Source organism: Kutzneria viridogrisea DSM 43870 (genome assembly GCF_000525635.1).
Classification (GTDB): Bacteria; Actinomycetota; Actinomycetes; order Mycobacteriales; family Pseudonocardiaceae; genus Kutzneria; species Kutzneria viridogrisea.
Genome location: NZ_CP007155.1, coordinates 3,976,419 through 3,999,065, shown reverse-complemented (window position 1 = coordinate 3,999,065; position 22,647 = coordinate 3,976,419). Strand labels below are relative to the sequence as shown.

The 22,647-nt window shown below is 70.4% G+C and carries 20 protein-coding genes; 5 read left to right on the top strand and 15 right to left on the bottom strand.

Annotated features, from left to right (window positions below; translation table 11 throughout):
* Positions 1-64: 64 nt before the first annotated feature.
* From KALB_RS17885 to KALB_RS17860, 7 genes are all read right to left on the bottom strand, one after another.
* A complete protein-coding gene (locus KALB_RS17885; RefSeq protein WP_025357088.1) occupies positions 65-322 on the bottom strand; it encodes a PqqD family peptide modification chaperone in 258 nt (85 codons plus the stop codon).
* A 591-nt stretch (positions 323-913) separates the two neighbouring features.
* A complete protein-coding gene (locus KALB_RS17880; protein ID WP_025357087.1) occupies positions 914-1,561 on the bottom strand; it encodes a helix-turn-helix domain-containing protein in 648 nt (215 codons plus the stop codon).
* 97 nt (positions 1,562-1,658) lie between these two features.
* On the bottom strand, positions 1,659-2,135 hold the full coding sequence (locus KALB_RS17875; protein WP_025357086.1) for a lasso peptide biosynthesis B2 protein: 477 nt from the start codon (positions 2,133-2,135) through the stop codon (positions 1,659-1,661).
* A 34-nt stretch (positions 2,136-2,169) separates the two neighbouring features.
* Positions 2,170-2,445, bottom strand: a complete 276-nt coding sequence (locus KALB_RS17870; RefSeq protein WP_236650282.1) for a lasso peptide biosynthesis PqqD family chaperone — start codon at positions 2,443-2,445, stop codon at positions 2,170-2,172.
* 17 nt (positions 2,446-2,462) lie between these two features.
* Positions 2,463-4,301: an asparagine synthase-related protein gene (locus tag KALB_RS17865; RefSeq protein WP_025357084.1), complete on the bottom strand. Its 1,839-nt coding sequence runs from the start codon at positions 4,299-4,301 to the stop codon at positions 2,463-2,465.
* A gap of 265 nt (positions 4,302-4,566) precedes the next feature.
* Positions 4,567-4,845, bottom strand: coding sequence for a keywimysin-related RiPP (locus KALB_RS50190; protein WP_148309506.1), 279 nt, complete (start codon positions 4,843-4,845; stop codon positions 4,567-4,569).
* A 6-nt stretch (positions 4,846-4,851) separates the two neighbouring features.
* Positions 4,852-5,565 carry an AfsR/SARP family transcriptional regulator gene (locus KALB_RS17860; RefSeq protein WP_201771932.1) on the bottom strand — a complete coding sequence of 238 codons (714 nt, stop codon included), beginning with the start codon at positions 5,563-5,565 and terminating at the stop codon, positions 4,852-4,854.
* A 323-nt stretch (positions 5,566-5,888) separates the two neighbouring features.
* Here KALB_RS17860 and KALB_RS17855 point away from each other — a divergent pair, with 323 nt between their 5' ends.
* Positions 5,889-6,911, top strand: a complete 1,023-nt coding sequence (locus KALB_RS17855) for a hypothetical protein (protein ID WP_025357082.1) — start codon at positions 5,889-5,891, stop codon at positions 6,909-6,911.
* Positions 6,912-6,957: 46 nt separating this feature from the next.
* Here the strand turns inward: KALB_RS17855 and KALB_RS17850 are convergent, their stop codons facing one another.
* The 8 genes from KALB_RS17850 to KALB_RS43985 form a co-directional block, all read right to left on the bottom strand.
* Positions 6,958-8,937, bottom strand: a complete 1,980-nt coding sequence (locus KALB_RS17850) for a TOMM precursor leader peptide-binding protein (RefSeq protein WP_025357081.1) — start codon at positions 8,935-8,937, stop codon at positions 6,958-6,960.
* Complete coding sequence (locus KALB_RS17845) at positions 8,930-10,963, bottom strand: YcaO-like family protein (protein WP_148309505.1); 2,034 nt, start codon at positions 10,961-10,963, stop codon at positions 8,930-8,932. The genes KALB_RS17850 and KALB_RS17845 overlap by 8 nt, the downstream gene beginning before the upstream one ends.
* A complete protein-coding gene (locus KALB_RS17840) occupies positions 10,960-12,363 on the bottom strand; it encodes a SagB family peptide dehydrogenase (RefSeq protein WP_025357079.1) in 1,404 nt (467 codons plus the stop codon). The genes KALB_RS17845 and KALB_RS17840 overlap by 4 nt, the downstream gene beginning before the upstream one ends.
* Positions 12,360-13,466, bottom strand: a complete 1,107-nt coding sequence (locus tag KALB_RS17835; RefSeq protein WP_025357078.1) for a thiopeptide maturation pyridine synthase — start codon at positions 13,464-13,466, stop codon at positions 12,360-12,362. The genes KALB_RS17840 and KALB_RS17835 overlap by 4 nt, the downstream gene beginning before the upstream one ends.
* A 3-nt stretch (positions 13,467-13,469) precedes the next feature.
* Positions 13,470-14,435, bottom strand: coding sequence for a lantibiotic dehydratase C-terminal domain-containing protein (locus tag KALB_RS17830; protein WP_025357077.1), 966 nt, complete (start codon positions 14,433-14,435; stop codon positions 13,470-13,472).
* Positions 14,436-17,051 (bottom strand): lantibiotic dehydratase, encoded by a 2,616-nt coding sequence (locus KALB_RS17825; RefSeq protein WP_025357076.1) that lies wholly within the window; start codon positions 17,049-17,051, stop codon positions 14,436-14,438.
* 167 nt (positions 17,052-17,218) lie between these two features.
* Positions 17,219-17,464, bottom strand: a complete 246-nt coding sequence (locus KALB_RS17820) for a thiomuracin/GE37468 family thiazolyl RiPP peptide (protein ID WP_201771931.1) — start codon at positions 17,462-17,464, stop codon at positions 17,219-17,221.
* A gap of 246 nt (positions 17,465-17,710) precedes the next feature.
* On the bottom strand, positions 17,711-18,472 hold the full coding sequence (locus KALB_RS43985; protein ID WP_148309504.1) for a phosphatase PAP2 family protein: 762 nt from the start codon (positions 18,470-18,472) through the stop codon (positions 17,711-17,713).
* A 548-nt stretch (positions 18,473-19,020) separates the two neighbouring features.
* Between KALB_RS43985 and KALB_RS17810 the strand changes: the two genes are divergently transcribed.
* From KALB_RS17810 to KALB_RS17795, 4 genes are all read left to right on the top strand, one after another.
* A complete protein-coding gene (locus KALB_RS17810) occupies positions 19,021-19,509 on the top strand; it encodes a bifunctional DNA primase/polymerase (protein WP_025357074.1) in 489 nt (162 codons plus the stop codon).
* Between the two features lie 281 nt (positions 19,510-19,790).
* Positions 19,791-21,068, top strand: coding sequence for a non-hydrolyzing UDP-N-acetylglucosamine 2-epimerase (gene wecB / locus KALB_RS17805; protein ID WP_025357073.1), 1,278 nt, complete (start codon positions 19,791-19,793; stop codon positions 21,066-21,068).
* 399 nt (positions 21,069-21,467) lie between these two features.
* Positions 21,468-21,845: a helix-turn-helix domain-containing protein gene (locus KALB_RS17800; protein WP_025357072.1), complete on the top strand. Its 378-nt coding sequence runs from the start codon at positions 21,468-21,470 to the stop codon at positions 21,843-21,845.
* A 142-nt stretch (positions 21,846-21,987) separates the two neighbouring features.
* Positions 21,988-22,581, top strand: coding sequence for a lamin tail domain-containing protein (locus KALB_RS17795; protein ID WP_081789376.1), 594 nt, complete (start codon positions 21,988-21,990; stop codon positions 22,579-22,581).
* The last annotated feature ends 66 nt before the right edge of the window (positions 22,582-22,647 follow it).

The window sequence follows — 22,647 nt, the reverse complement described above, 5'->3', positions numbered from 1 at the left end:
GCAGTTCGTGTTGGTGCACAAAGGGGTTCAACGAATTCGTTGCGGCGTGCGGAACTCCGCCCGCTCACGTGCTGACCAGGAGATCGGCCTCGCGCAGCCGCCGCACGAAGTCGTCCACGTCGGCGGCCGCCTCCTGCGCGGAGATCTCGTACAGGTCCACCAGCACGGCCACGGCCGCCCAACGCCCCGCGGCGAGCAGCGCGCGCAGTACCAAGCCCCCACAGGGATTCATCCGCCAGTAGCCGCCGACACGCTGGTCGAGCAGGACGGTGTCGTCCCGCTCCTCGACGAAGACGACCTGGGCTGCCAGGGCGAAGTCCACTCGTCACCCCATCACTTGCCGGTACCGCACTTGAGGAATCCTCAGATGCGACAGCTGGGGTGGGCTCGGCGTCCGACGCCACGACGAACCCACCCCCGCCGTTTTGGAAGGGAGCGCGCACACCCGGCCGCCGCCGGTCCGTATGCTCGGCGACGGGTAAGCGCTCTCAACCACACCGCCCGTTGACTCGGCTGTGGCCGCTGCGCGCGCGAGTACCAGTTCAGGCACAGACCTGACTGGTGGATCTGCCCATGGCCACTCCTTCCCGGACCGAGGGGCGGGCTCCTCCCCTCTAGCACATCACCGCCGATTCGACGGACATGAGTCAAACCCGCCCCGACTGGCGGTCGAATCGTGTCATCCGCATTGACACATTCGGCCCGATTTAGTTAATGCGCCTCCATCCCGTCACCCCGTTTTGACACAAAGCTTATACGCCACGGTCTCACACAATCCATGTCACTGGAGCCGAAAACTGTGACACGCCGCCTGTTCGTACCCACCGACGCGGCCGAGAAAAACCGCTCCACGGGTACGCCGAACGAGGCGACCAGGATTCGCCGTCGGCGACATCACGCCAACGCGAATCGCTCAACCGGACTCAACAGCCGTGAACCCCCACTTCGTCGCGAGCACGATGGCCTGCTGCCTGTTCTTCGCGCCGATCTGGTGGTACAGCTGCTGCATTGTCCGGTACATCTGCCGCTCGGAGTAGCCGGCGCTGCGCGCGATGCTGGCGATCGACTCACCGTGGGACAGGGCGCGGAGCCAGCCCACAGCGGCGTCGGGCAACCGCAGTTCGCTCGGCGCCTGACCCGGATGCCGCACCAGGCCGTGCGCGATGCTCACCGGGAGCAACGTCCTGCCGTCCATCGCGGTCTTCAGCACGTTGATCATCTCCGGCAGTGCCACGTCCTGCGGTGCGACCCCGTCGGCCCCGGCCGCCAGTGCACTGCGGTAGCTGGTCACCGACGGCTCGTCCACCACCACGACCACGGCGGCCTCGGGGTAGCGGGCGCGCAGGTCGGCCACCCCTTTCGACTCGCCGACCACGTCGAACTGCACCAGGCAGGCGTCCCAGATGGCTTTCTCCGTCCCGTCGAGGCTCGAGGCCTCGGCAACGTCGAACCCCTCCTTTCCCAGTCCGAGCGAGAGGCCGATCCGATAGAACGGGACCTGGTGGACGACCAGGACCGCAGGACGGTTCGGCGACTGCGCTTCGCCAATGATCGAGCTCACCACTCTCCCTAGAGCTGTCGAAAATTCTGGCCATCCCGCTGCGGGGCGACCACTCGATGCACTGCACCGAATTATCTCGGAAAACCCATGCTAGGGCTCAGGACCTGCGGGTGTGCTCGACTGGTCGGCCCACCCCGTTGCCGCGTTCGGCCGATTTCGGTCCCACCTGAACCATCGGCAAGAAGTACCCGTCGGGATGCATTTCACCGACCAACTCGCCTTGGGCCTCGATCCAGGCGTGTCCGGCGAAGGGGCCGATCCGTCGAATGCCCACGATCCACACCGGCCAGCACCCCCATGCCCGGCACAGCAGGGCCGTGGCGATCGACCGGGGCAGGCATCCCCTGGGCCCCCGGCAGCGCCGACTGACCGCCATGACGGCGTTGAACGCCCGCAGCGCCTCGGCGTGGGTGGCCGGCCTGGCCCCCAGGCTGGTCTTGTCGAGCACCGCTCGGATCCGCGCCGGGCTCCGCCGGGCCAGCGTGCGCGCCAGTGCGACCGCCAGCAATGCCTGCACGCGCAGCGCGATCGGCTGCTGCGCGGGCGGCGGGCTCAGCTCCATGGGCGTGGTCATCTCCTGCGGTCCTCCTCCTGTGCCACGTGGGGCACTACGCCGGCCTGGTCTTGAGCAGCCCCGCCGCGCCCAGTTGCGCGAGCAGGTCGTCCACGTCCGCACCCGCGGTGCCGGAACTGACCTCGTAGTGCTCGGTGATCTGCGTGACGGCCTGATCCCGGTGTCCCTGCTCCAGCAGCACTCGCAGCGCGAGCGCCGCGGTCGGGTTGAGGCTCCAGAACTGCCCCGCGCGCTCGTCGAGCAGCACACCCCCGTACGAGGTCTCGGTGAACACGATGTTCTCGCGGAGTTCGACCATGCGCGGTCGCACCGCCCTTCCTGTGTCGATCAGCGTTGTCCCTCGACCGTCCCGCGCCCGATGACCCTGCGCAGCCAGACCTCGCAGGCCATCGTCTGCTGCAACGGTTCGTGCAGGCGCTGCGGTCCGAGCGAGTACCGGCAGCCGGCTCGCAGCTGGTCGGCGTCCACGAACCCCAGGCGCGCCAGCTGGGAGTCGGCGCACAGCGCGAGCAGGTCGGCCCGGTTGTTCCGGATGCCGGCCTCCTCGTCGGCGGAGCAGTCCGCCTTGGTCGTCCGCGCGCGCAGGTGGTCGGGCACGGTGTCGCGCATCGCCTCGTTGAGCAGTGCCTTGTAGCGCCAGGGCGTCAGGCGCACCATCGGGTCCACCGACAGGCAGGCCTCGATGACGCGGTCGTCCAGGAACGGGGCCGCCATCGGGAGCCCGGTCGGGGCCACCAGCTGTGCGACGGAACGCACGAAGCGGGCGCTGCCCCTGATCGCGGACAGGTCGGCGTGCCGTCCCCTCGGGGAGGCCAGCGGTGCGATCGAACCACCGAGTTCCCTGAAGCTGTCCAGCACGAGTGCCCGCGCGTCCTCGGTGACCCACGGCGGCAGCCGCGGGGTGACCTCCCACTCCAGGTCCGGGACCGTGCGACGCGAGTGGTCCCCGGACAGCCGTCCGGACACCTCGTGCAGCCATGCCGAGTAGGGCTCCGAGCGCAGGACGGTACGCATCGAGGGCAGCACCGGCCACCGCGAGTTGAGCCGGACCGCCCGGAACAGCTTGAGCGCGTCGACCAGGTCCGACCGCGCCAGTGAGTGCAGGTGGTTCGGGGCCGCTTCGAGTACCTCGTCTCCCCCGTAACCGGTCAGGTGCACCGTCGACCCGCGCCGGGCCAGCCGACCGTACGCGGTCAGCAGCTTGGCCCGGTCCACCACGCCGACACAGGGTTCGTCCAGGTCGTCGCTGGCCGTGCTGATCCCGTGATAGGCCAACGGAAGGGCGCTGCTGGGCAGCACGTCGTGCACGACACCGGGCAACTCGCCCATCGCCATGCGCGCCCAGGCCAGGTCGTCGTCGGCGGGGTCGTAGGCCGTCGCCGTGTACGCGACGAACCTGGTTGGCTCGCGCGCCGCGAGGAAGGCCACCGCGGTGGAGTCCACCCCACCCGAGAGGTCGAAGCTGGCCACCTCCGGCCCGCGCAGCCGGGTGCGCACCGCGTCCGAGAGCGCACTGGCCAGCTTGCGGGCGCCCAGCTCCAGAGTCAGCACCGGCTCGGGCGCATGCCACCACTGGACGTTGCGCGGTCGCCCGTTCACGCCGACGAGCAGGTAGCGGTCGGCGGGCACCGGGCTCACGCCCTGCCACATCGGCACATCGTCGAGCGGGTGCGGCCGCATCGGGTCGAGCAGGCTGAGGGCGACGGCCCGCAGGTCGATCTCGGCGTCGAGCACGGCGGCCAGGACATCGACCCGGTCGCTGGCCACCACCTGGCCCTTGAGCCGGCCGTGGAAGACCCGGCGGACCCCGGAAGCCGTGCCCTGCACGCGCAACCGGTCGCGGGCGGTGGCCACCACGTGGTAGCTGCCCGCCGCGCTGCTGAGCACCGAGTCCAGGGAGGTGACGTCGTCCAGCCGTTGGGTCACGTGCGCCAGGCACTCCTGCGTCACGGAGGAGTGCCCGATCAGCGCGACACGCGAGGTTCCCTCGACAGCCACGACCGCGTGGTGCTCGGGCCAGTTGCCCACCAGCCACGGCCGGCCGGACGCGTAGGCGATGTTGTGCGCCGCGCGGTCGAGCAGTGCGTCGAGGACCTCGCCGGGTACCGGTGTGTCGGGCAGAACGACGAACCACGGCACCTCGGGTGCCAGTAAGGGGAATCGCATCGAGTCGACAAGCCTTGCTGTTGTTGGGGCACGCGTGTTCGCCGCGGCGGCCGAACAGGGGTGCGAGGTCCTCGGCAGGTCGGGGTGGTGGCGGCCAGCACGGCCGACCGCCACCACCCCAGGGTTCCCCGGGCCAGCCCACCCGGTCTCGAGCACCGGGTGCAGGTACCGGATCCAGCGCCATCACGGCGGTGTCCGCCCCTGGCCGTGGGCCGCCTCACCTCACGACGGCGGCCCGGGGATCACCTCACCGCTGGCGTTACCGTCAGCAGTCGTGGACGCGACGACGGCAGCAGTGGTCCCGGCCGTGGCCCCACTTGCCGTGGCCACCGCCGCCCTGCCCCTGCACCGGCCCGCCGGCAGTCACCTTGGCGAACGAACCAGCAGCGATGAGCGCCGGCGCCTCGTATACGGACTTCACGCTGAATCCTCCAATTGAGTGTTCCCATTGTCCGCCGGAGCCAATTTGGAATCTCCGGCCGAACACTTGACAGTCTGCCACGAGGCCATCCAGGAAAGGCCCAACAAGGGCACAGGTGATCATGCCCGCTCAGCGGGCACTGAGTGCGGGCGAGTCCGCCACGGCACCCACCGTCAAAATCTCCTGGTGAATCCTCTGAAGCTCGAGACCCGGTTCGATGCCGAGCTCAGAATTCAGCAGGTGGTAGATCGCCTGGTAGGCCGACAGGGCCTCGGCGCGCCGCCCCGTCCGACACAGCGCGGTCAGCAACTGCGCCCACGGGCGCTCGCGGGTGGGGTGCTCGGTGGTGAGCGAGCGCAACAACGGGATGACCGCCCCGCTGTGGCCGAGGGTGATGCGCGCATCGACCATGTCCTCGCTCGCCGCTCGCAGGTGCTCCGACAGGTAGGCCCGTTCCGAGCGGACCACCTCGTCGGGCAGTTCGTCGTAGGGCTCGCCGCGCCAGAGGTCGAGCGCCTCGCGCAGGTTGCCCGCGGCCTGCTCGGGCCGGCCGCCCCGCAACTGCTCGCCCCCCATGTCGACCAGCTTCTCGAAGCAGGTGACATCGAGCTCGTCCGGCTCGACGAGGATCCGGTACTCACCCGCCCGGCTCTCGATCCGTCCCATCGGCATGCGCGGCGGCAGGTCCCGCCGCAGCTGCGAGACGTAGGTCTTGATGTTGCTGGCCGAGGACCGTGGCGCGCTGCCACCCCACAGCACCTGCCTGATCGTGCCGACGCTCACCCAGGTGCCCGACCGCAACAACAGCAGGGACAACAGTGCTCGCGGTTTGCGGTGGCGCACGTGGACGGGTGCACCGTCCCACCCGCACACCTCAAGGGGCCCCAGAACACGGAAAAGCATCAGAATCTCCAGAACTCCCACACCAGGAACCAAAAGACGCGATTTTGGGCGAACTTATCGCATGTGAGCCGATCGGAGGAGAGGCCAAACCACTGGCCCCCGAAACATGCGCGAGGACTCACGACTGCGACGAACAGGTGACGAAACAGAACCGGCCCCCCAGCAAAGGAAGCAAATTCACCGGACGCCTCTCCCGCGAAAACTCACCGGAACGCGCCGTCGCTATGGTTTCGGCAAATCCGATCCCCAGAAGGGAACATCTCGTGTGCATCGCGAAACTGAGCGTGGACCGCGTCGAACTGGCCAAGGGCTCCTACTCCACCCGGCTCGTCCAGCTCGGCGAGGCCGCCGGCCTGACCCGGCACGAGGTGCACCCCCAGCCCGGAGACGTACTGCTGGCCAGGGTGACCGAGGTGGGCGAACACCGCTACCTGGAACGCCCCGACGGCAGGCTGGCCAACCTGTTCGACGACGACGAGGTGCTGCTCTGCTACGGAGAGCACGAGCAGGCCCAGGTCCCCGACGACCTCGGTCCCTGCCAGCTCGTGGCGGCCGGGGGCGTCGCGGCCCGCACCGAGCGCGAGGGCACGAAGGCCCGGACCTCGTTGGTACCGCTCGGATTGCTCGTCGACGAGGAGGGCCAGGTGCTCAACCTGCGCCGCTGGGCGATGCGGATGCCGGTGCCGTACCCGTCGCGACCGGTCACGCTGGTGATCACGGGTACCGGCGCGGGCACGGGCAAGACCTCGGCCGCGGCCGCGCTCATCCGCGGGCTGAACAAGGCGGGCTTCCAGGTCGGCGCGGCCAAGGTGACCGGAACCGGCATGGGCGTGGAGACCTGGGTCATGCGTGACGCGGGGGCCAAGACGGTGCTGGACATGACCGACGCGGGGCTGGCCTCGACCTACCGGGCGAGCCTGCCGACCCTGGTGCGGACCTTCGAACTGCTGGTGGCGCAGCTCGCGGCGACCGGGGTCGGGGTGGTCGTGGTGGAACTGGCCGAGGGCATACCGCAGGCCGAGACCGGGGCGCTGCTGGCCACGCCGGACTTCGCGCACTGCGTGGACGGGGTCCTGGTCGCGGCGCACGACGCGGTCGGGGCGGGCAGCGGGGTGGCGCGACTGCGGACCTGGGACCTGCCGGTGATCGGGGTGACCGGGCGGCTCACCCGCTCCACGGCAACGGCCGGGCAGGCCGCACAGCTGACGGACCTGCCGGTGCTCACGCTGGCGGACCTGCGCGGCCCGGAGACCGCGGGCTCGCTGGCCAAGCCGCTGGCGCGCTGAGCCCGGGCGGCGGGTGGGCGACGAGCACCGCCCACCCGCCGACGCGTCACGGGAAGGGATGCGGGTACGGGTTGACCTCGTCCGGGGACAGCGGGGCGTCCCGGTACCCGAGCAGCTGCGGCACCTGGTGCAGCCTGGGCAGGCCGTGCACCCGCCGCAGGTGGTGGCCGAAGCTCATCGGCATCGTGCCGGGAATGACCACCTTCACGCAGTGGAACCCGCCGACGCGCTGCTCCGCGGTGGTCTGGTCCACCACGATGACGTCCAGTCCCGTCGTGAGATAGCGCCGCACCAGCTCCAGCAGGTCCGCGCGCAGATCGTCCTGCTCGGCGAAGCCCGCGTTCGCGGCGATCTCCGCGAGACTCCGCGCGGGGCGGTCGGTGTCGAGGAAGTCGAACCGGTGGAAGACCTCGGGGCAGGCGTAGAGCAGCGAGTGGTCGTGCATGTGCCGTACCAACGTGGAGTCCGCGGCCATGGCCCGCGCGCGCTCGGCGTCCTGCGCGTAGCTGCGGGTGATCCCGCCCATCACCGGTCCCAGCTCGAACAACGCGTTGCGCAGGGCCTTCTCGGCGATCAGGTGCGATCCGCCGGTGCAGATGGACCTGGCGACCGCCTGCCCCTGCTCCGGGTTCACCGCCATCAGCCAGACGCAGGGGATCCGCTGCTCGACCGTGGTGTCGAAGGCCCTTATCCGCCAACCGGTCTCGTCCTCCACCCGCCTGCGGATCACCGCGATCAACCGGTCCTCCGAGGAGTCCAGGTCGATGGGTGGCACCGGCATCCTGCCGTACCAGGTCAGCAGGAACGCGTCCCGTTCGGCCACCTCCAGGATCGCGTGCAGGATGGCCTCCTCCAGGCAGCCGCCGAGCGCACACCCGTTGGAGGTCTCCATGACGAAGGTGGACCGGCGCGGCTTGACCCGGTGGATCCCGTAGTAGGCGTAGGCCTCCGGGACCAGCACCGGCTCGTCCCTTGCGAAGGAGTACCCCCACACCCAGTCCAGTTCGAGGTCCTCGTCGAAGGCGGTGAACGGGAAACCCGGCCCGTGGTTCTCCGGCGGGTGGGTGCCCAGGGTCCTCGGGTCGACCGCGTGCTCCCGGACGGCGGCGAACGAGGCGTGCACCGCGGTCCGCTTCCCGCCCGGCTGCATGCCCGCCCACCGCTCCAGGGACTCCAGCACCGAGGTGGTCAGGCTGGTCCGGTAGTTGTCGCTGCGCCCCCAGCTCCACTCCACACTGTCCGGTCCGCGCAGGCCCATCGGCGCCGCCGCCACGGCGAGCCCGGCCTGGTCGCTCAGCTCCACCCCGCGGACCAGTCCGGCCACGGGGTCGACGTAGGTGTCGAGCAGGTGCTGGTGCTCCAGCTCCGCGGAGCGCACCCGGAAGCGGTCCCGTGCGGGCTTGATGCGCCTGCTGAGCGTGATCCGCGCGCGCTCGGCGCTGTCCTCGGGCAGGTCGGCGCAGTCCGGGCAGACCGGGTCGGGCAGGAACCGGTGCCGGTTCACCGTGAGGTCGCGCAGCCCCACCCGGAGCAGGGCGCCGACCGTCCTGGGCGGGGACTCCACGTCGCCGACCCGGGCCACCTCGTCGGCCACCAGCGCGCCCACGAGGTCGCAGGCCAGGCCGGTCAGCAGCGAGGAGGGCCTGGCACGCAGCGCGGCACCGTGTTCGCGGCGCACCTCGTCGTGTGCGGCGGGGTTCTGGCGAGCCCGTCGCCTTCGCAGTTCCGCACAGGTGTGGCAGCCCGGTGTGCCAGGGGTGGTCAGCGGGCCGACGACCACGTGGCCGAGCTCGGCGACAACCGGCAGCCACGGGTGCCCGGCGGCGGTGCTGCCCGCACCCGCCGCGGCGTGCCCGCCGGTGTCCCAGGAGTCGCTGGCGAGTACCAGCGCGGTACAGCCGGGGACCCCTTCGGCGAGTGCGGTGTCGACGACCTGGGCGATCCTCAGGTTGGCCGCGGCGAGTGCGCTGTGGATCGAGGTGTGCAGGGCGCCCGACCCCGCCAGTGCGACCGATCGATCAGTCATCGAGCAACACCACCTGTGCGACGTGGGGCAGGATCCCGCTCATCTCCGGGTCGTGGTCCAGCGGCACCGCCACCGGCGTGAACCCCTTGCGGCGCAACGCGCTGACCGCGGTGGCGAGGTCCACGTCCGGGCGCGGACCGACCGGCTCGGCACCGACGAGGGCCAGCGGCAGCGGGTCCACCTTCGGTGGGGCGTACTCCGGTTGCCGGTGGATCTCGGCCTGGCAGGCCAACAGCGCGGACTCCAGCCCCTCGTGCAGGGCATCGGCGAACCTGAGTGCGCTGGCACAGCAGACGGCGGTGCCGTCGAGGGAGAGGACCAGGGTCGGCACGCCCAGTTCGCCGGTGACGTCGTGCACGGTCAGCGACCGGCCCGCGGCCGCCACCAGCCGGAGGTAGTGCGTGCCCCGGGCGTCGAGCTCACACCGGTCCAGGGCCAGCGGCACGGCCCGGTCCAGCGCGGCGAGGGTCAGTTCCCGGCAGCGCCCCACCAGGCTCGCGAGGACCGCCTCCTGCCAGCTGTACCCGGCTGCCGCACCGGAGTACACGACGTCCTGGGCCGACCCGGTGTCCAGCACCGGGAACACGGACCGGACCTCCACCTGCCGGGGACGGCCGTCGACCAGGCTCACCCCCCACAGCCAGCCGCGGTGCCCGCCCTCGACCAGCCTGGCCAGGCCCTCGTCCGGATCGGAGCCATCGCCTGCCCCGCCGTCGGTGTAGAGCAGCCTCGGGTCCACGACCATCGAGCTGTAGGCGGCGAAGGCGCGCAGCGCGGCCCGGTGCCGCGCGGTGCTGAAGTCGTGCCCGGCCGCCGTCACCGACACCTCCTCGCCCTGCACCAGGCCGAGGGGATCGGCCAGGACCGCCTCGCAGACGTTCAGCGGCAGCTGGCTGAAATCACGCTCCCCCAAGCGAAGCAGCGGTCCCACCCGGCCGTCGACCACCTTGGCCGCCCGCACCGAGAACTCCTCCTCGGACAGCGGCTCCCTGGTGGCCAGCACGGAGATCATCTGGTGGAACTCGGCGATGCCCAGCGCTCGGGCCGGCCGCCCGAACGGATGTGGCACCACCCGGTGCGAACTGCTCGCCGGGCCGCTGAAGTCCAGGCGGGTGACGCTGCGCTGGGCGGGGTCGGTGAGGGAGGTCGCCCCGGTCAGCTCGCAGAACACGCGGTGCACGAGGTGTGCCGCCATCGTGGCGGTGGCGAGGGAGCCGGGGCGCTCCGGCCCCTCGCCACCAGCCGCCCGTGGCCCCAGGACGCGGCGCCACACCGCACCCCGGTCCGTCCCTCCGGACAGCGGCAACGGCCCCACCCAGGCACCGTCGCCGTCCACGAACGCTTGAACGAGCAGCGCGCCGCTGTCCACGCAGGCACGGGCCAGCGCGTCCGCTCGGGTGGGCACGTACCGGTCGGAGACCTGCATGACCAGGCGGACCCCGTCGAGCAGGTGCATCAACCGCCGGTAGTCGGGTTCCCCGCTGAGGATGTGCTCGTTGCGCAGCACCGCGAGCCCCTGGGTGGGCGTGGGCGCGGTGGACTCGAGCTCGCTCAGGTCGGTCGGGCACTCGTCGGTGATGGCCACGGTCACCCGGCTCAGTCCGGAGCGCAGTGCCGCGTTCACCGCGGCGGCCAGGCTCCGCCCCGCGCCGATCACCAGGGTCCGCGTGCCACGGTAGCGCTGGAACCAGGAGACGGCGAAATCCCGGTAGTAGTCGACAAAACCGACCTCGGCCGCGAAGGGGGCGAGCAGCCGGGCCGGGGGCAGTTGGGTGGGCGGGGCCTCGCGCGCGACGCCCCGGTCCAGCAGCGTGCGCACCAGGCCGCCGACGAACTCGGCCCGGTCCGCGGACAGCCCGGCGAGCAGGTCGGTCAGGGAGTTCTCCCCGTCCAGGTGCGGGGCCAGCCGTCGCACCCACTGCGCGATCGAGTCCCCGGACAGCAGCACCGGCCCGTCGTGGGTGAGCCAGAATGCCCCCTCGGGCAGCGAGGCGAAGTAGGCGTCCGGTCGCAGCATCGGCCTCATCGGACGCTCTCCTGGGACGGGGCGGCGACCTGGGGCACGCTGCCGACGCAGAACGCGCCGACGCCCGCCTCCACCATCTGGTCGATGCCCGTGGCCTCGGCGAAGTACTCGTTGCCGCCCAACGCCAGCGCGCAGGGCGCCAGCCCCATGGCCGTGGCGACGAGGTACAGGGTCTGGTAGAGGACGCCGACGTTCTTGAGGGTGAGCGAGTAGCCCATGCCCTGGTACTTCCACATCACCCTGCCGAACCGGGTCGTGATCACGAACAACACCTGCGGAGCCCCCGCCCAGTTGAGCAGTGCCCGCGTCGAGGTCGCGTGCGCGGGCACCTGGTTGAGGCGGTGCTCGTACGCGTCGTAGTGGTAGAGCCCGGGTTCAAGTCCGTCCACCTTCCTGACCAACGGGTAGATCTCCAACTCGTGCACGCTGCCGCCCGTGGGGTGCGGGCGGTCCGAGACCTCCTGGCCGCCGTGCCAGCCCGCGCCGCGGACCCGCGCGCACCGGTAGAGCAGCTCGCCCAGTTGCGCCGCGGTGAGCGGGGCGTCGTCGTCGTGCTCGCGCACCGACTTGCGCGCCTCGATCGCCTCGGTGAGCGTGATGTCCTCGCGGCGTAACCGGTCGAGGTCGGGCCTGGGCAGGTCGACCAGCGGTCCGCCGAAGGGCGGCCGGCGCCCGGGCAGCGGGTCGAAGTGCCGCCTGGCCCAGTAGGTCCCGCCGAACCGGCCCCCGGACTCCGCCGCCGACCGGTTGCTGATGTGGTGGAACCACAGCTCGTGCGTGCTCCACTGGGCGGACCGCATCTGCTCCGCCTCACCCCTGGGCACGAGCAGACCGGCGCACCACAGGTCGGCCAGCAGCCGCCTGCCCACCCGGCTCGGCACGGGTTCGGCCCTGCCGGGTTCGGACAGCATCGTCAGTGCGCCGAGCCAGGCCAGCGCCCCGGGGTCGTGGAAGGTCACCTCGTAGCCGGCGACCGGGGACTCCAGCAGCATGCGATCGCCCTCGCGCCGCAGCACCGCGAACCGGGACAGGGTGCACGAGGAGGGCAGCGGATCGCCGGTGGCGACCTGGCCGGTGCCCTGCGGGAGCAGCGTGTACACCGGCTCGCCGTTCCAGCTGATCTCGGTGGTCAGCCAGCCGCCGTCGCGCAGCCGCTCCAGCATCCCGCGCACGGTGTGGTGGCTGCCGTAGCCATCGTCGGCGAGCAGGTCGGCCACATCGCACGGGGCGGCCAGCGCGCGCAGCAGCGCCGACTCCCCCGCGTCCAACTGCCCGAACGACTGGCTGAACGGCTTGGCAACCAGGAACACCTCCTGGTTGCCGCTGACTGCGCAGTGCACGCCCGGGCGCAGCAGCACGACCTCCCGCAGACCCGTGCGCTCGGTCACCAGCTCGCTCACGCCGTCTCCCCCAGTTCGACCTCGCGGGTGGCCGCGGGGTCCCCTGGCACCGGGAAGCGGACGTCCAGCGCGCGCACCCCGAAGATCTCCTCAGCGGTGTTGGCCGCGAGGTGGCACAGCAGGAACCGTTCGACCGGGGTCAGCCCGAGCCGGGTCAGGTGCAGGTAGGTGTAGTTGAGCATCAGCCGGTACTTGCCGAACCACAACCGGTCCACCTGCGAGTGCTGCCAGCTTCCCTTGCTGTGCATCGGACTGCTGGCCAGCTTCTCGAAGTACTGCCTGCTGCCCGGCGGCGGGCCGGGCGGGTCGAGGGAGATCTGCCCGGAGGCGATCAGTTGCCCGCCGAGCCTGCGGTAGGGCACCAGCGCGCGCACCCACTCGTGCACCCAGGGCACCGCGGAGCCGCCGGTGTCCAGGGAGTCGACCACCTGACGCGCCTGCGCGACCAGTGATCGCGAGTGCAGCCGGTAGTGGCGCTGCCAGGCCGGCCGCAGACCGCCCGCCTGCGGGACCCAGGACAGGAACGCCTCGGCGTGCGAGCGGAACGACACGAACCCGCGGGCATAGCCGATGCCCGACAGGGTGTGCGCCGTGGCGATCATCAGGTCGAAGGCAAGGCGCAGCCGTTGCATGCCCGACCGCAGGGCCTCGGTCATGGCGAAGGTCAGTTCCGTGGTGTCCACGTAGAAGTCGGCGAGCAGGCTGGCCGCCTCGGTGCTGCCCAGCACGTGCAGCCGCTGGTCGTACGGGGCCTCGTGTAGCGAGTTGTCCTCGGCCAACGGCTCCAGCTGGCCGCGCTCCTGTTCGGACTCGATCAGCAACCGGTGCCCGGCCAACATCTCCTCTTTGTCGTACACGGCCGTCGAGGGGTGCTCGGCCAGGTAGCCGCCGATGACCTCGTGCACGGCGGGCAGCACGAGGTCGGCGTACTGCCTGGACCCCGTGTGGAAGTTCAGGCGCAGGTGCGGACCCCGCAGCCAGTGCGGCACGTGGTACGCGCGGATCTCCGGTCCCAGCCGCTGGAACAGCGGTCGGACCGCGTCCAGCACGAGGTCGTACTTGCGGTCCTCGTAGTAGTAGACGTGCACGCTGCGCCAGGTCATGGTTCAGCTCTCCTTCACGAAGTCGGACACCGCGCGCGAGGCGAGGTAGCGCAGTGCGCTCTCACCGCCGAGCGTCACCCCGAGCCGGTTGCACATCAGGTGTGCGCACTGGTCGAGCACGGTGAGCGCGCCGTGGGAGGGCCCCAGCTCACCGGCCGGCCCGACCGGGGTGAACCGCTCGTGGGCGATCTCCTCGACCAGCACCTCGCGCGTCTTGGCCACCGACAGCGCCCACCGGGTGACCGCGCCCGACCTCGGCAGCCGCTCCATGGTCGAGGCGGTCAGCCGCATCTGCTGGACCACTGCCAGCAACCTGGCCCGCTGTTCCCCGTAGTGCCGGTCGAAGGCGACGTGCGTCTGCTCGTCCCAGCCGGGCAGGTGGGACCACGCGGCGGGATCCGCCTCCACTGTGGACACTTGGGTCTCGACCCCGCACAGCAGCCAGGTCAGCACGAGCAGAGCGAAGGCCGCCGTGTCGCGCTGTTCGGTGGAGGGACTCGAACCCAGCAGTTCCAGGGTCACCCGGCTGGACACGTCGAAGTGCTTCTCCACCGCGTGGATCGAACGCCCCGCGCCGAAGCGGTGCTCCTCGCGCACGTAGGGGATGAACTCCACGGAGTTGTTCGGGAACATCACCGGAAGCGGGGTGGTGGACTCCAACTGGGAGAGGTAGGACGAGGACTGTTCGTACTGCTCCGCGCTCATCTGCTGCTGGGAGGGGTGGTCGCGCAGGTAGTCGGCACAGGCCCTGGCGACGCACCTGCGCACCAACTCCGCGCGCCTGGCCGAGGTGGGCAGCACGCGGAAGCGGATGTGCGGGCCGCCGTCCCAGTAGCGCAGGAAGAAGTAGCGGTGCGCGAGCCTGCGCCGTTGCAGGTCCTCGGCCAGCGGAGCGATCAGGCGCACCAGCACCGAGTCCAGGTCCCCGTGGTGGAACACGTGCGCACTGACCCAGTTGTCCAGGTTCATTCAGCCCTCATTCGTGGACAGTTCGACGATGAACTCGGTGACCGAAGGGGTTGCGGGATCGGGGCAGCAGCCCAGCTCCGGTACCGGCAGGGGTTCCTCGAACACGACCTGTCCGGTGCGATCGGCCAGCAGGTGTTCGAAGGTGAGCAGCAGGAAGGGGTTGGCGAAGTCCACGAAGACGGGCTTGCGCGACTTGGCGAACAACTGGTCGGCCCACTCCCCTTCGGGTTCCAGCACGCGCACGTAGCAGCGGTCGGGGATGCCGTGCGACCGGAGCCATCCGGCCAGCCGGAGCAGGTGGTCGGCCTCGTCCCCGCCGTTCTCGCGCGCGGGAACGCTTGCGGCCGCGACGATCCAGCGGGTGCGTTGCAGCACCACGCGTCCCACCTCCACCCGGGGCAGCCGGTAGACCTCCGTCTCGTTCTCCTGCTCCTCCAACGGGTAGACCGTGGGCGCCGAGGGATTCACCAGGTGCGAGGGGCCGAACGCGGTCAGCAGCAGCCGGATCGCGGGCGGCAGCAGCGGGTCGCCCATCATGCCCAGGTGTGCCGGGCGCACGCGGATCCCCCTGCGCGGGTCCACCAGGTCGAGCAGGTCGGCGTCGGGCTCGTGGACGACGACCAGCTCGCACAGCGGGATGCGTTGGGCCGCAGGGCGATCGCTGGCGGTGAAGGGGTAGTCCACCTCCAGGGGTGCCAGCGGGGTGCGCAGGTTGACCGAGGCGTCGAAGGTGCCCGACAGCTCGGCCACGGCCAGGTCGGGCGCGGTGGAGGTCCGGTACTGCCACTCCGGCACCACCGAACCGGACTGCGCGGCCAGCCGCAGCCAGCGGGCACGGCCCCGGCCGTATCCCCCGGCAACCATGTTGACCACCACGCGCAGGTCGTCCTCGACCAGGAATGGTTGCAGGTAGCAGGCGATCGAAGCGGTGGGCCGCACCCAGGAGGGCCAGGACCCGGCGAGGTCGGCGAGCTCGCGCGGGTCCACCCGGAGTACCCCGTCGTGCTCGGGGACCGCGAGCACGGTGCGCGCCGAGTCCAGGCGCAGCTGGTACAGCTCGGCGATCCTGGGCACCGTGGACTGCTCCAGCTCGTGCGGCCACACCGGTGTGCTCGGCCGCAGGAACGGCCTGGTGGCGGCCAGCCACGGCGGGCACTGCGACTCGGGCAGCGCCAGGTCCTTTTGCACGGCCCGGTGCAGCATCGGGAACGGCACGCTCGCGCCCGCGCCGAAACGCCTACGCACGTAGGTACCCAGCGCCAGCCTGGTCGGCAGCAGCCAGTCGTGCACCGCCAGCCAGCTCCGGACCACGTTCAGGTCGTCGAGCGCGGGACGCCAACTGGCCAGTGAGCACTGCACGCGGGCGTTGGTGAACATCGCGGTCTCGTGGAAGGTCCGCTTGCGCAGCAACTCCGGCGGCGTGCTGGGCAGGTCCAGCGCGGTCTCCAGGCCCGCCATCGCCCGGGCGGCGCCGTCCCGCCGTGCGAGGCCCGCCGCGATGTCGCCGGTCTCCACCCCGTGGTCGAGGATCCTGCGCAGGTCACCGATCAGCGCGATGGCCGCCGAGTGGCCCTCGTCCACGGGCGGGATGGACTCCAGCCAGCGCAGCAGGCCGTCGAGCGGGTCGCTGGACTGGTCCGGCACGGCCGGTGAGGTGTTCAGCAGCCCGCACTCGACCAGCTTGTCCAGGTAGCCGAGCAGGTCCGCGGGATCGGCGGCCAGTTCCTCGGACAACCGCGCGCTGAGCTGCGCGAGGGTGCCGGGCGCGGCAGACGCGACGCGCATGCACTCGGACAGCGCCGGGGACAACGGGAGGCTGAGGATGGGCTCCTCGGGCCAGGGGCCGAGGAAGGTCACCGCCTTGCCGGCGACCGTCGCACTGGGGTTGAGACGGACGGGCAGCTCCGCGCGGAGCCCAGGCCGGCGCTCCAGCGCCCGCACCACGCGACCCAGCACCCTGCGGTCCAGCTCGACGACCCCGCGCACGTCCAGGTCGCCCCGGAAGCGCACCGCCGGACCGACCTCGGTCCAGGTGCCCAGCGCACAGTAGGTGAAGGTGCTGAACGGGCTGGTCTTGGCCGCCGCGCGGGACAGGAACCTGGCCAGTCCGACCAGTGTCCGCCTGCGCAGGGACCGGCGCCCGTCGGCGAGCCACTTGCGCACCTCGTCGAACAGGGCGGGGCTGGCGTGCAACAGCGCGTGCTGGAACATCGGGTGTGCCACGGCGGCGCGCAGTTCGGGCACCTTGTCCTGGTATTCCGAGTTCAGGACCGACCTCAGCTGGACGAGCAGCCGCTGTCGTCCACCCAACTGCCCCAGCCACTGGTGCACGGCCTTGGCGAGTTCCCCGGGCAGCGCGGCGGCGATCTCCTCGTTCCACTCCCGCTCGCCGGGTGTTCGCCGGTTGTGCACGGCCCGCCGCAGCGCGACCAGCCTCGGCTTCACCGGATCCGTTGACAGCGCACCGATGTGGTCGAACAACGCCTGGCCAAGGTCGCTGCCCTCGCGTTCCAGTGCCGCGTCCGCGCCGAGCAACTGCTCGACGAGCGCCCAGGAGGCATCCATCCGCAGGGGCGCCAACACCGAGGCGGGCAGCCCGGCGACCCTCGCCACCACCGGGCTCTCCACCCGGTACGCGCCCCCTGCCGCTTCGCTGTTGCCGCTGTCGTTCCTCGGACCAGCTGCCAGTACCACCGCACCATCCCTCGAAGTCGCTTTGGGGCACCTAGCGCCTGTGGGCACGGGCGCGCAGAATGCGCCCGTGCCCACAGGCCGTTTCACTACTAGTGCGAGCAGGAGCCGCCGCAGGAACAGGAGCCGCCGCCACCGCAGAAGCCGCCGCCACCGCAGCTGCAGCTACTGCTGCTGCTACCGCCACCGCAGAACCCGGAGCAGAAACCCGAGGAGTCCGAGGCGCCGTTCTCCGCCATGCCGTGACCGACGGTCAGGGACTCGACGGTGAGCCCGCGGTCGGCGAGCTCGAAGACGTCCATGGGCAGGTCAGCGATGTCGAACCGAAGAGAACCCACGTTAGCCATCACGCATCTCCTAATCTTGTTTGTGACCAAAGAATTGCGAAGGACCCGAACGGCCGCGGGGCCACGAGAACCGGGTCACCCGCACCTGAATCCCCGGCCGAGTAAACGGCGAGGAGCGAGGATTCAGTGTTCTGAACGAACAATTCAACCCTAACGAACAGATCAAAAATCACACAGAGGCCAATCGACCGGCCCCTCCGACAATTGATTGGCAGCACAAAGGAAAACCAGGTTCCCTCACGCGGCGGTGCGCATCACCCGCGTGCCCCCGTGGTCCTGCAACGCCTGCAACGACCCGCGGGCGACCAGCACGGGGGGCGCTCCCCCACCCCGGGGCGGACCACCCCGGCGACGGGCGTTGAGCTTGTCGATCACCAGGGCCGCACCGAGCACGCTCGCGAGGGCGAGCGCGAAGCCGCCGCCGATGTCGGTGGCGTAGTGCTGGTGGGTGGCGACCAGCGCGAGCGCCATCGTGGCGCACTGCGCGAGAACCCCGCACAGCAGCAACACCCTGAGCACACGCGGGTACCTCCTCGACGTGTCCAGCAGCAGAACCGCGACCACAGCGCACACCGAGGCGGTGGCCGAGGTGTGACCACTGGGAAAGGCCAGTGAGCCGCCAAGGGTCCGCCCCACGACGGGCTTGACCACCAGCTCGGTCAGCAGCACCGCCGCGATCGGCCCAACGAGCGAGAGTTGAGCCATCCTCGGATTACCGCTGAGCAGCCCGCCCAGGGTGAGACCACCGACCACCATGGCGAACGGGACCGGGTCCGCCATTCGAGCCACCCAACCCAGCAGCGGGTTGTTGTCCACCACGCTTCCCCGCAACAACCGCGAAACCAGGTCGTCCACCCGATCGGGCTCACTGCCACCGTGCAGCAGTACCCCCAGGGCCACCACCACTCCCGCGCACAGCGCAACGGTGACCAGGGCGTGAGTTCTGAGCCGATCGGGCAGCAGTACGTGTGATTCGTGACGTTGTTCTTCAGCGTTCACGCCTCACGCTAACCCGCCCGAGTGCGGCACAACCGGTTGTCCTCCCGCCGGCCGACGACCATTCGGAGTCCACACGAATGCACTACCCGTGCGCGATCCGGGCCGGCACTGCGCCGGAGGAGTTCCGCCAGGGCATCAGCATTCGGCGCAGGGATCCGACTACCGTTGTGGCGTATGTACGCTTCCGTTCGAGCGGTACATACTTCTGCTTGGACACGATCCGCACACTGCACAGAGCTCCTCCACCGGACTTCGTGCGAACAACACCTCTTCGAGTGCTGGCCCGAAGGCGTGCGACAACTCGCCCCAGTCCGTTCACACGCTCGGCGCAGCGCCGGGTGACCATCCCCACCGCTTCTGGTGCCGTGTGCCCTTCTCCCCTCCCTGGAAGACGGCACCAGCGCGGTCGGACGGCGGCACGGCCGTTTCCCCGTTCCCGTGCCGGTCGCCGCCGTCCGGCACTGCGGCCGCGGTGGGGTCGGGACGTTGAGCGAATCCCCCGGCCTCACCGCGCCCCAGCACCCAGACCAAGGAAGAGGTGAACCAAGATGTCCGACGCTGCCGCCACCTTGCACAAGACCGTGGAACGCATGGAGGCCAGAGCACTGGCCTACCAACGCATCTACTCGTGGCCGGCGTGCGTCGACCCGTCGAACGGCGCTCTCATGCTCGCGCTGCACGCGGATCTGGACGCGATCACGGTCCCCGCCGAACTCGGCGTGCGGACCCAGCGAGTGCTGTGCCTGCGGATGCTGGCCGGACCGGTGCTGTTGCTGCCGACGGGAAGCGGCACGACAGGACCGGACTGGCTGTTCCTCACCGGACCCGCACAGGCCCTGCGCCACCGCACGATCGTCGAGCTCGGCCGTATCGGGGCGCGCTTCCACCAGCGGTCCACCTTCGTCCCGCTGCCGCCGACCAGGGTCAACGGCTCCGAGGTGCGCTGGTCCACCTCACCGGTCAGCGGCCGTGAGCTGCCGCCGTGGGCTGCCGTGATCGCGGCGCTGCGGTCGGCGGCGCTGGGCTGCACGCAGTAGTGGACGCCGCCTGCTGCATGTTCGCCTTCCTCGTCATGATCTGCGCGGCCGCGGGCCCACTGCTCGTCGACCTGACGACCGCCGTTCGGGACTGGCCTTCCCGCAGGCCGAACCGGTCCTGTCAGCGCAACGCCCCACCCTGTCGCGGCAGCGGTACTGACCGGGCGGCCGTCAACCGGCTGCTCCGGCTCGCGCTGGCCCCGTGCGAGCACCGCTGCCGACAGGCACGACCAACACCGCGATACACCAACAGCACAGTGAGTACCGAGCGGGAGCGCTAGATGGAATACCCCCAGTGGGGAAACGGGTCCGTCAACGGTCAGGCGCACAGCGGAACGCTGCTGCCTGACACAACGGGCCCGGAGGTGCACCTGGTGGGCGGCAGCCGCGCCGAGGCGATCAAGCTGGCACCGGTCGTGGACTGGATGCACCGACGGGCGAGGATGCGTCCCGTGCTGGTGGACTCCGGTCAGCACGACTCGATGTTCGAGCAGGCCCTCGGCTCCTTCGCGCTGCGGCCGGACCTGAGGCTGCGCAACGACCAGGGCTGCACGGGGCAGGCGAGCCACGCCGAGCAGCTCAGCGGGATGGTGCGCCTGCTGGACGAACACCTGATGCTGCGCAGGCCCGCGGCGGTGGTCGCGCAGGGCGACACGACCACCGCGCTGGCCACGGCCCTGGCCGCGTTCTGGCGCGGCATCCCGGTGGTGCACCTGGAAGCGGGCCTGCGCAGCCACAACGTGCGGGCGCCCTTCCCCGAGGAGACCACGCGCAGGCTCGTGGCCCAGGTGAGCACCCTGCACCTGGCGCCCACCTCGCGGGCGGCGGAGAACCTGCGCTCGGAGGGACTGGGTGGCTCGGGCGTGCTCACGGTCGGCAGCACCGCGGTGGACGCGGCCATCCGGGTGAGCGGGCGGCCGGTGGCGTTCACCGATCCCCGGCTGGAGGCCGTGGAGTGGCGTGCCCGCTGCGGGAACTGCCGCCTGCTGGTGGTCACGGTGCACCGCCAGGAGTCGTGGGGCGCCCCGTTGGCCGGGGTGCTCAACGCGCTGACCACGTTGTTGCAGCGGCACCCGGACCTCGAGGTGGTCCTGCCGATCCACCCGCACCCGGCACTGCGCAAGCAGGTCATGACGGGCTTGTTCGGCACCGACCGCGTGCACGTGACCGCCCCGCTGCCCTACGACGCCTTCTGCCGTCTGCTGTCGACCGCGCGCCTGGTGCTGACCGACTCGGGCGGTGTCCAGGAGGAGGCCCCGATCTTCGGCGTGCCCGTGCTCGTGCTGCGGGAGAACACCGAACGGGTGGAGGCCGTCGAGGCGGGCTGCTCGGTGCTGGTGGGCACCGAGCACCGGCGCCTGGCCGACCACGTCTCGCGGCTGCTTCAGGACAGCGCCGACCGCCAGGCGATGGTCTACGCGGGCAACCCCTTCGGTGACGGGCACGCGGGCCACCGAGTCGAGCACGCCATCGCCTGGATGCTCGGGCTGGAGCAGACTCCGCCCTGTCCGCCGCAGTCCGTGCGGTACACCCCGTCCGAACGGCTGCGCACCGAGTGACCCCGCCCGGTCCGGCCGCGGTCGCGGCCGGCCACACCGCGCGCGGGCGGTGCCCGTTCGGGGCGCGGCCATTCGGCCGACCAGATCGGGTCGACCGGCCCCGCCGATGTGTGACACCGCCAGCGGCAGACGTCCCGCCCCACACGCGCTAGCGTGGACAACGCACTCGTCGGCCCGATTCCAGGAATGCGACGAGCGCTCAAGTCAACAACTGACACCGCCGCCGGGCACTGAAACCGGCGGCGGTGGCACATCCACTAGAACAGCACTCCGAATGATCTTGGATACAGCACGGCCTAATATGCCGATTGCCGTCGAATTTCCCTCAGATGCACCGAACCTGCCTGCGACAAAACGTCGACAGCAGGTCCCCGCACCACACTGACAGGAGAACCGGAAGTGGAGGCCAAAGAAACCTTTGAGCTGATTTCTGAATTGATTAAGTCCAGCCGAGAAGAGAACAACCTCAGCCAACGCCGCCTCGCCGAAGCGCTGGCAGCGGCCTCGGGCCAGGATACGATCACCCGATCGGACGTGTCGAGGTGGGAACGCGGCAAGCGGATTCCGACGAGGCACTGGCTGAACTGGATCAGCCAGGTTCTCGATGTTCCGCTGTCCCGCCTGGAATACGCGGCGAACTGGTCGCGCAGGTACCGCACGATGACCGACACGGCCGCCGCGCTCCGCGAGGCGCACAAAGTGGCGCCACTCAGCACCCGGCCGCAGAACCACACTGCGCCCACCGCCTGGGAATACCCGCAGGACAGGACGGGATAGGCCTATCCGTTCAGGGGCCAAGTCCTTGGCCACTTATACGGACGACGTCTCACGGTCAAGCTATTCACCGAGGTTCGAAGAATCGATTGCGGGCCTCGAAAAGATCAAAATATTTCCACTTGCACCAGTTTAGGAGAAGACCATGATGCGTTCCCTCGCTGCCATCGTGGCGGCAGGTGTCGCTGCTGTGTCGCTGCTGTCCGGCACCGTCGCCAACGCGGCCGAAACGACCGCGGTCAAGGCGACGACTTCCTTCACCTTCGTCATCGACCAGTTCGCTACGAGGGGCCCGGCCGGACCCCAGGACCAGTACATCCAGATCAAGAACATCAGCCTGGTCGCCCAGGACCTGAGCAACTTCAAGATCTCGGCTGCGCCGAGCTTCTCGCAGATCTTCGACCTGGCCACCATCCCGCTGGGCACGGTGCTTCAGCCGGGCCAGGTGTACGTGGTGGCCAACGCTCAGGGCTACAGTGGCGGCGTGGTGGACCAGTACTTCACCACGACCATCCCGCTGACCGACCAGACCGGCATCGCCCTGGTCACCCCGTCGAACGTCAGGATCGACTCGGTGGGCACCACCCCGCTGTCCCCCTTCACCGTGGGGCGTCCGGCCACCCCGCTGACCTCGAACGCCCCGCTGGCGCTGGTGCGCCACTCCAACACCGGCAACAACGCTGCTGACTTCAGCGTCGCGATGCGGACCCCGGGTGTTCCCGGGCCCGTGACTGTCTGAGCACACCGCTGAGCAGCCACTGCCACTGACACGAGGAGCTCGGGTCACTTCGGTGACCCGAGCTCC

Bases quoted from the DNA above. Each gene is read 5' to 3' on its own strand.
- KALB_RS17835 (WP_025357078.1), bottom strand. From the start codon at position 13,466: ATGACCTGGCGCAGCGTGCACGTCTACTACTACGAGGACCGCAAGTAC.
- KALB_RS17810 (WP_025357074.1), top strand. From the start codon at position 19,021: ATGTCCGACGCTGCCGCCACCTTGCACAAGACCGTGGAACGCATGGAG.
- KALB_RS17875 (WP_025357086.1), bottom strand. From the start codon at position 2,135: ATGACCACGCCCATGGAGCTGAGCCCGCCGCCCGCGCAGCAGCCGATC.
- KALB_RS17830 (WP_025357077.1), bottom strand. From the start codon at position 14,435: ATGAACCTGGACAACTGGGTCAGTGCGCACGTGTTCCACCACGGGGAC.
- KALB_RS50190 (WP_148309506.1), bottom strand. From the start codon at position 4,845: ATGATCACCTGTGCCCTTGTTGGGCCTTTCCTGGATGGCCTCGTGGCA.
- wecB (WP_025357073.1), top strand. From the start codon at position 19,791: ATGGAATACCCCCAGTGGGGAAACGGGTCCGTCAACGGTCAGGCGCAC.
- KALB_RS17850 (WP_025357081.1), bottom strand. From the start codon at position 8,937: ATGACTGATCGATCGGTCGCACTGGCGGGGTCGGGCGCCCTGCACACC.
- KALB_RS17845 (WP_148309505.1), bottom strand. From the start codon at position 10,963: ATGAGGCCGATGCTGCGACCGGACGCCTACTTCGCCTCGCTGCCCGAG.
- KALB_RS17795 (WP_081789376.1), top strand. From the start codon at position 21,988: ATGATGCGTTCCCTCGCTGCCATCGTGGCGGCAGGTGTCGCTGCTGTG.
- KALB_RS17865 (WP_025357084.1), bottom strand. From the start codon at position 4,301: ATGCGATTCCCCTTACTGGCACCCGAGGTGCCGTGGTTCGTCGTTCTG.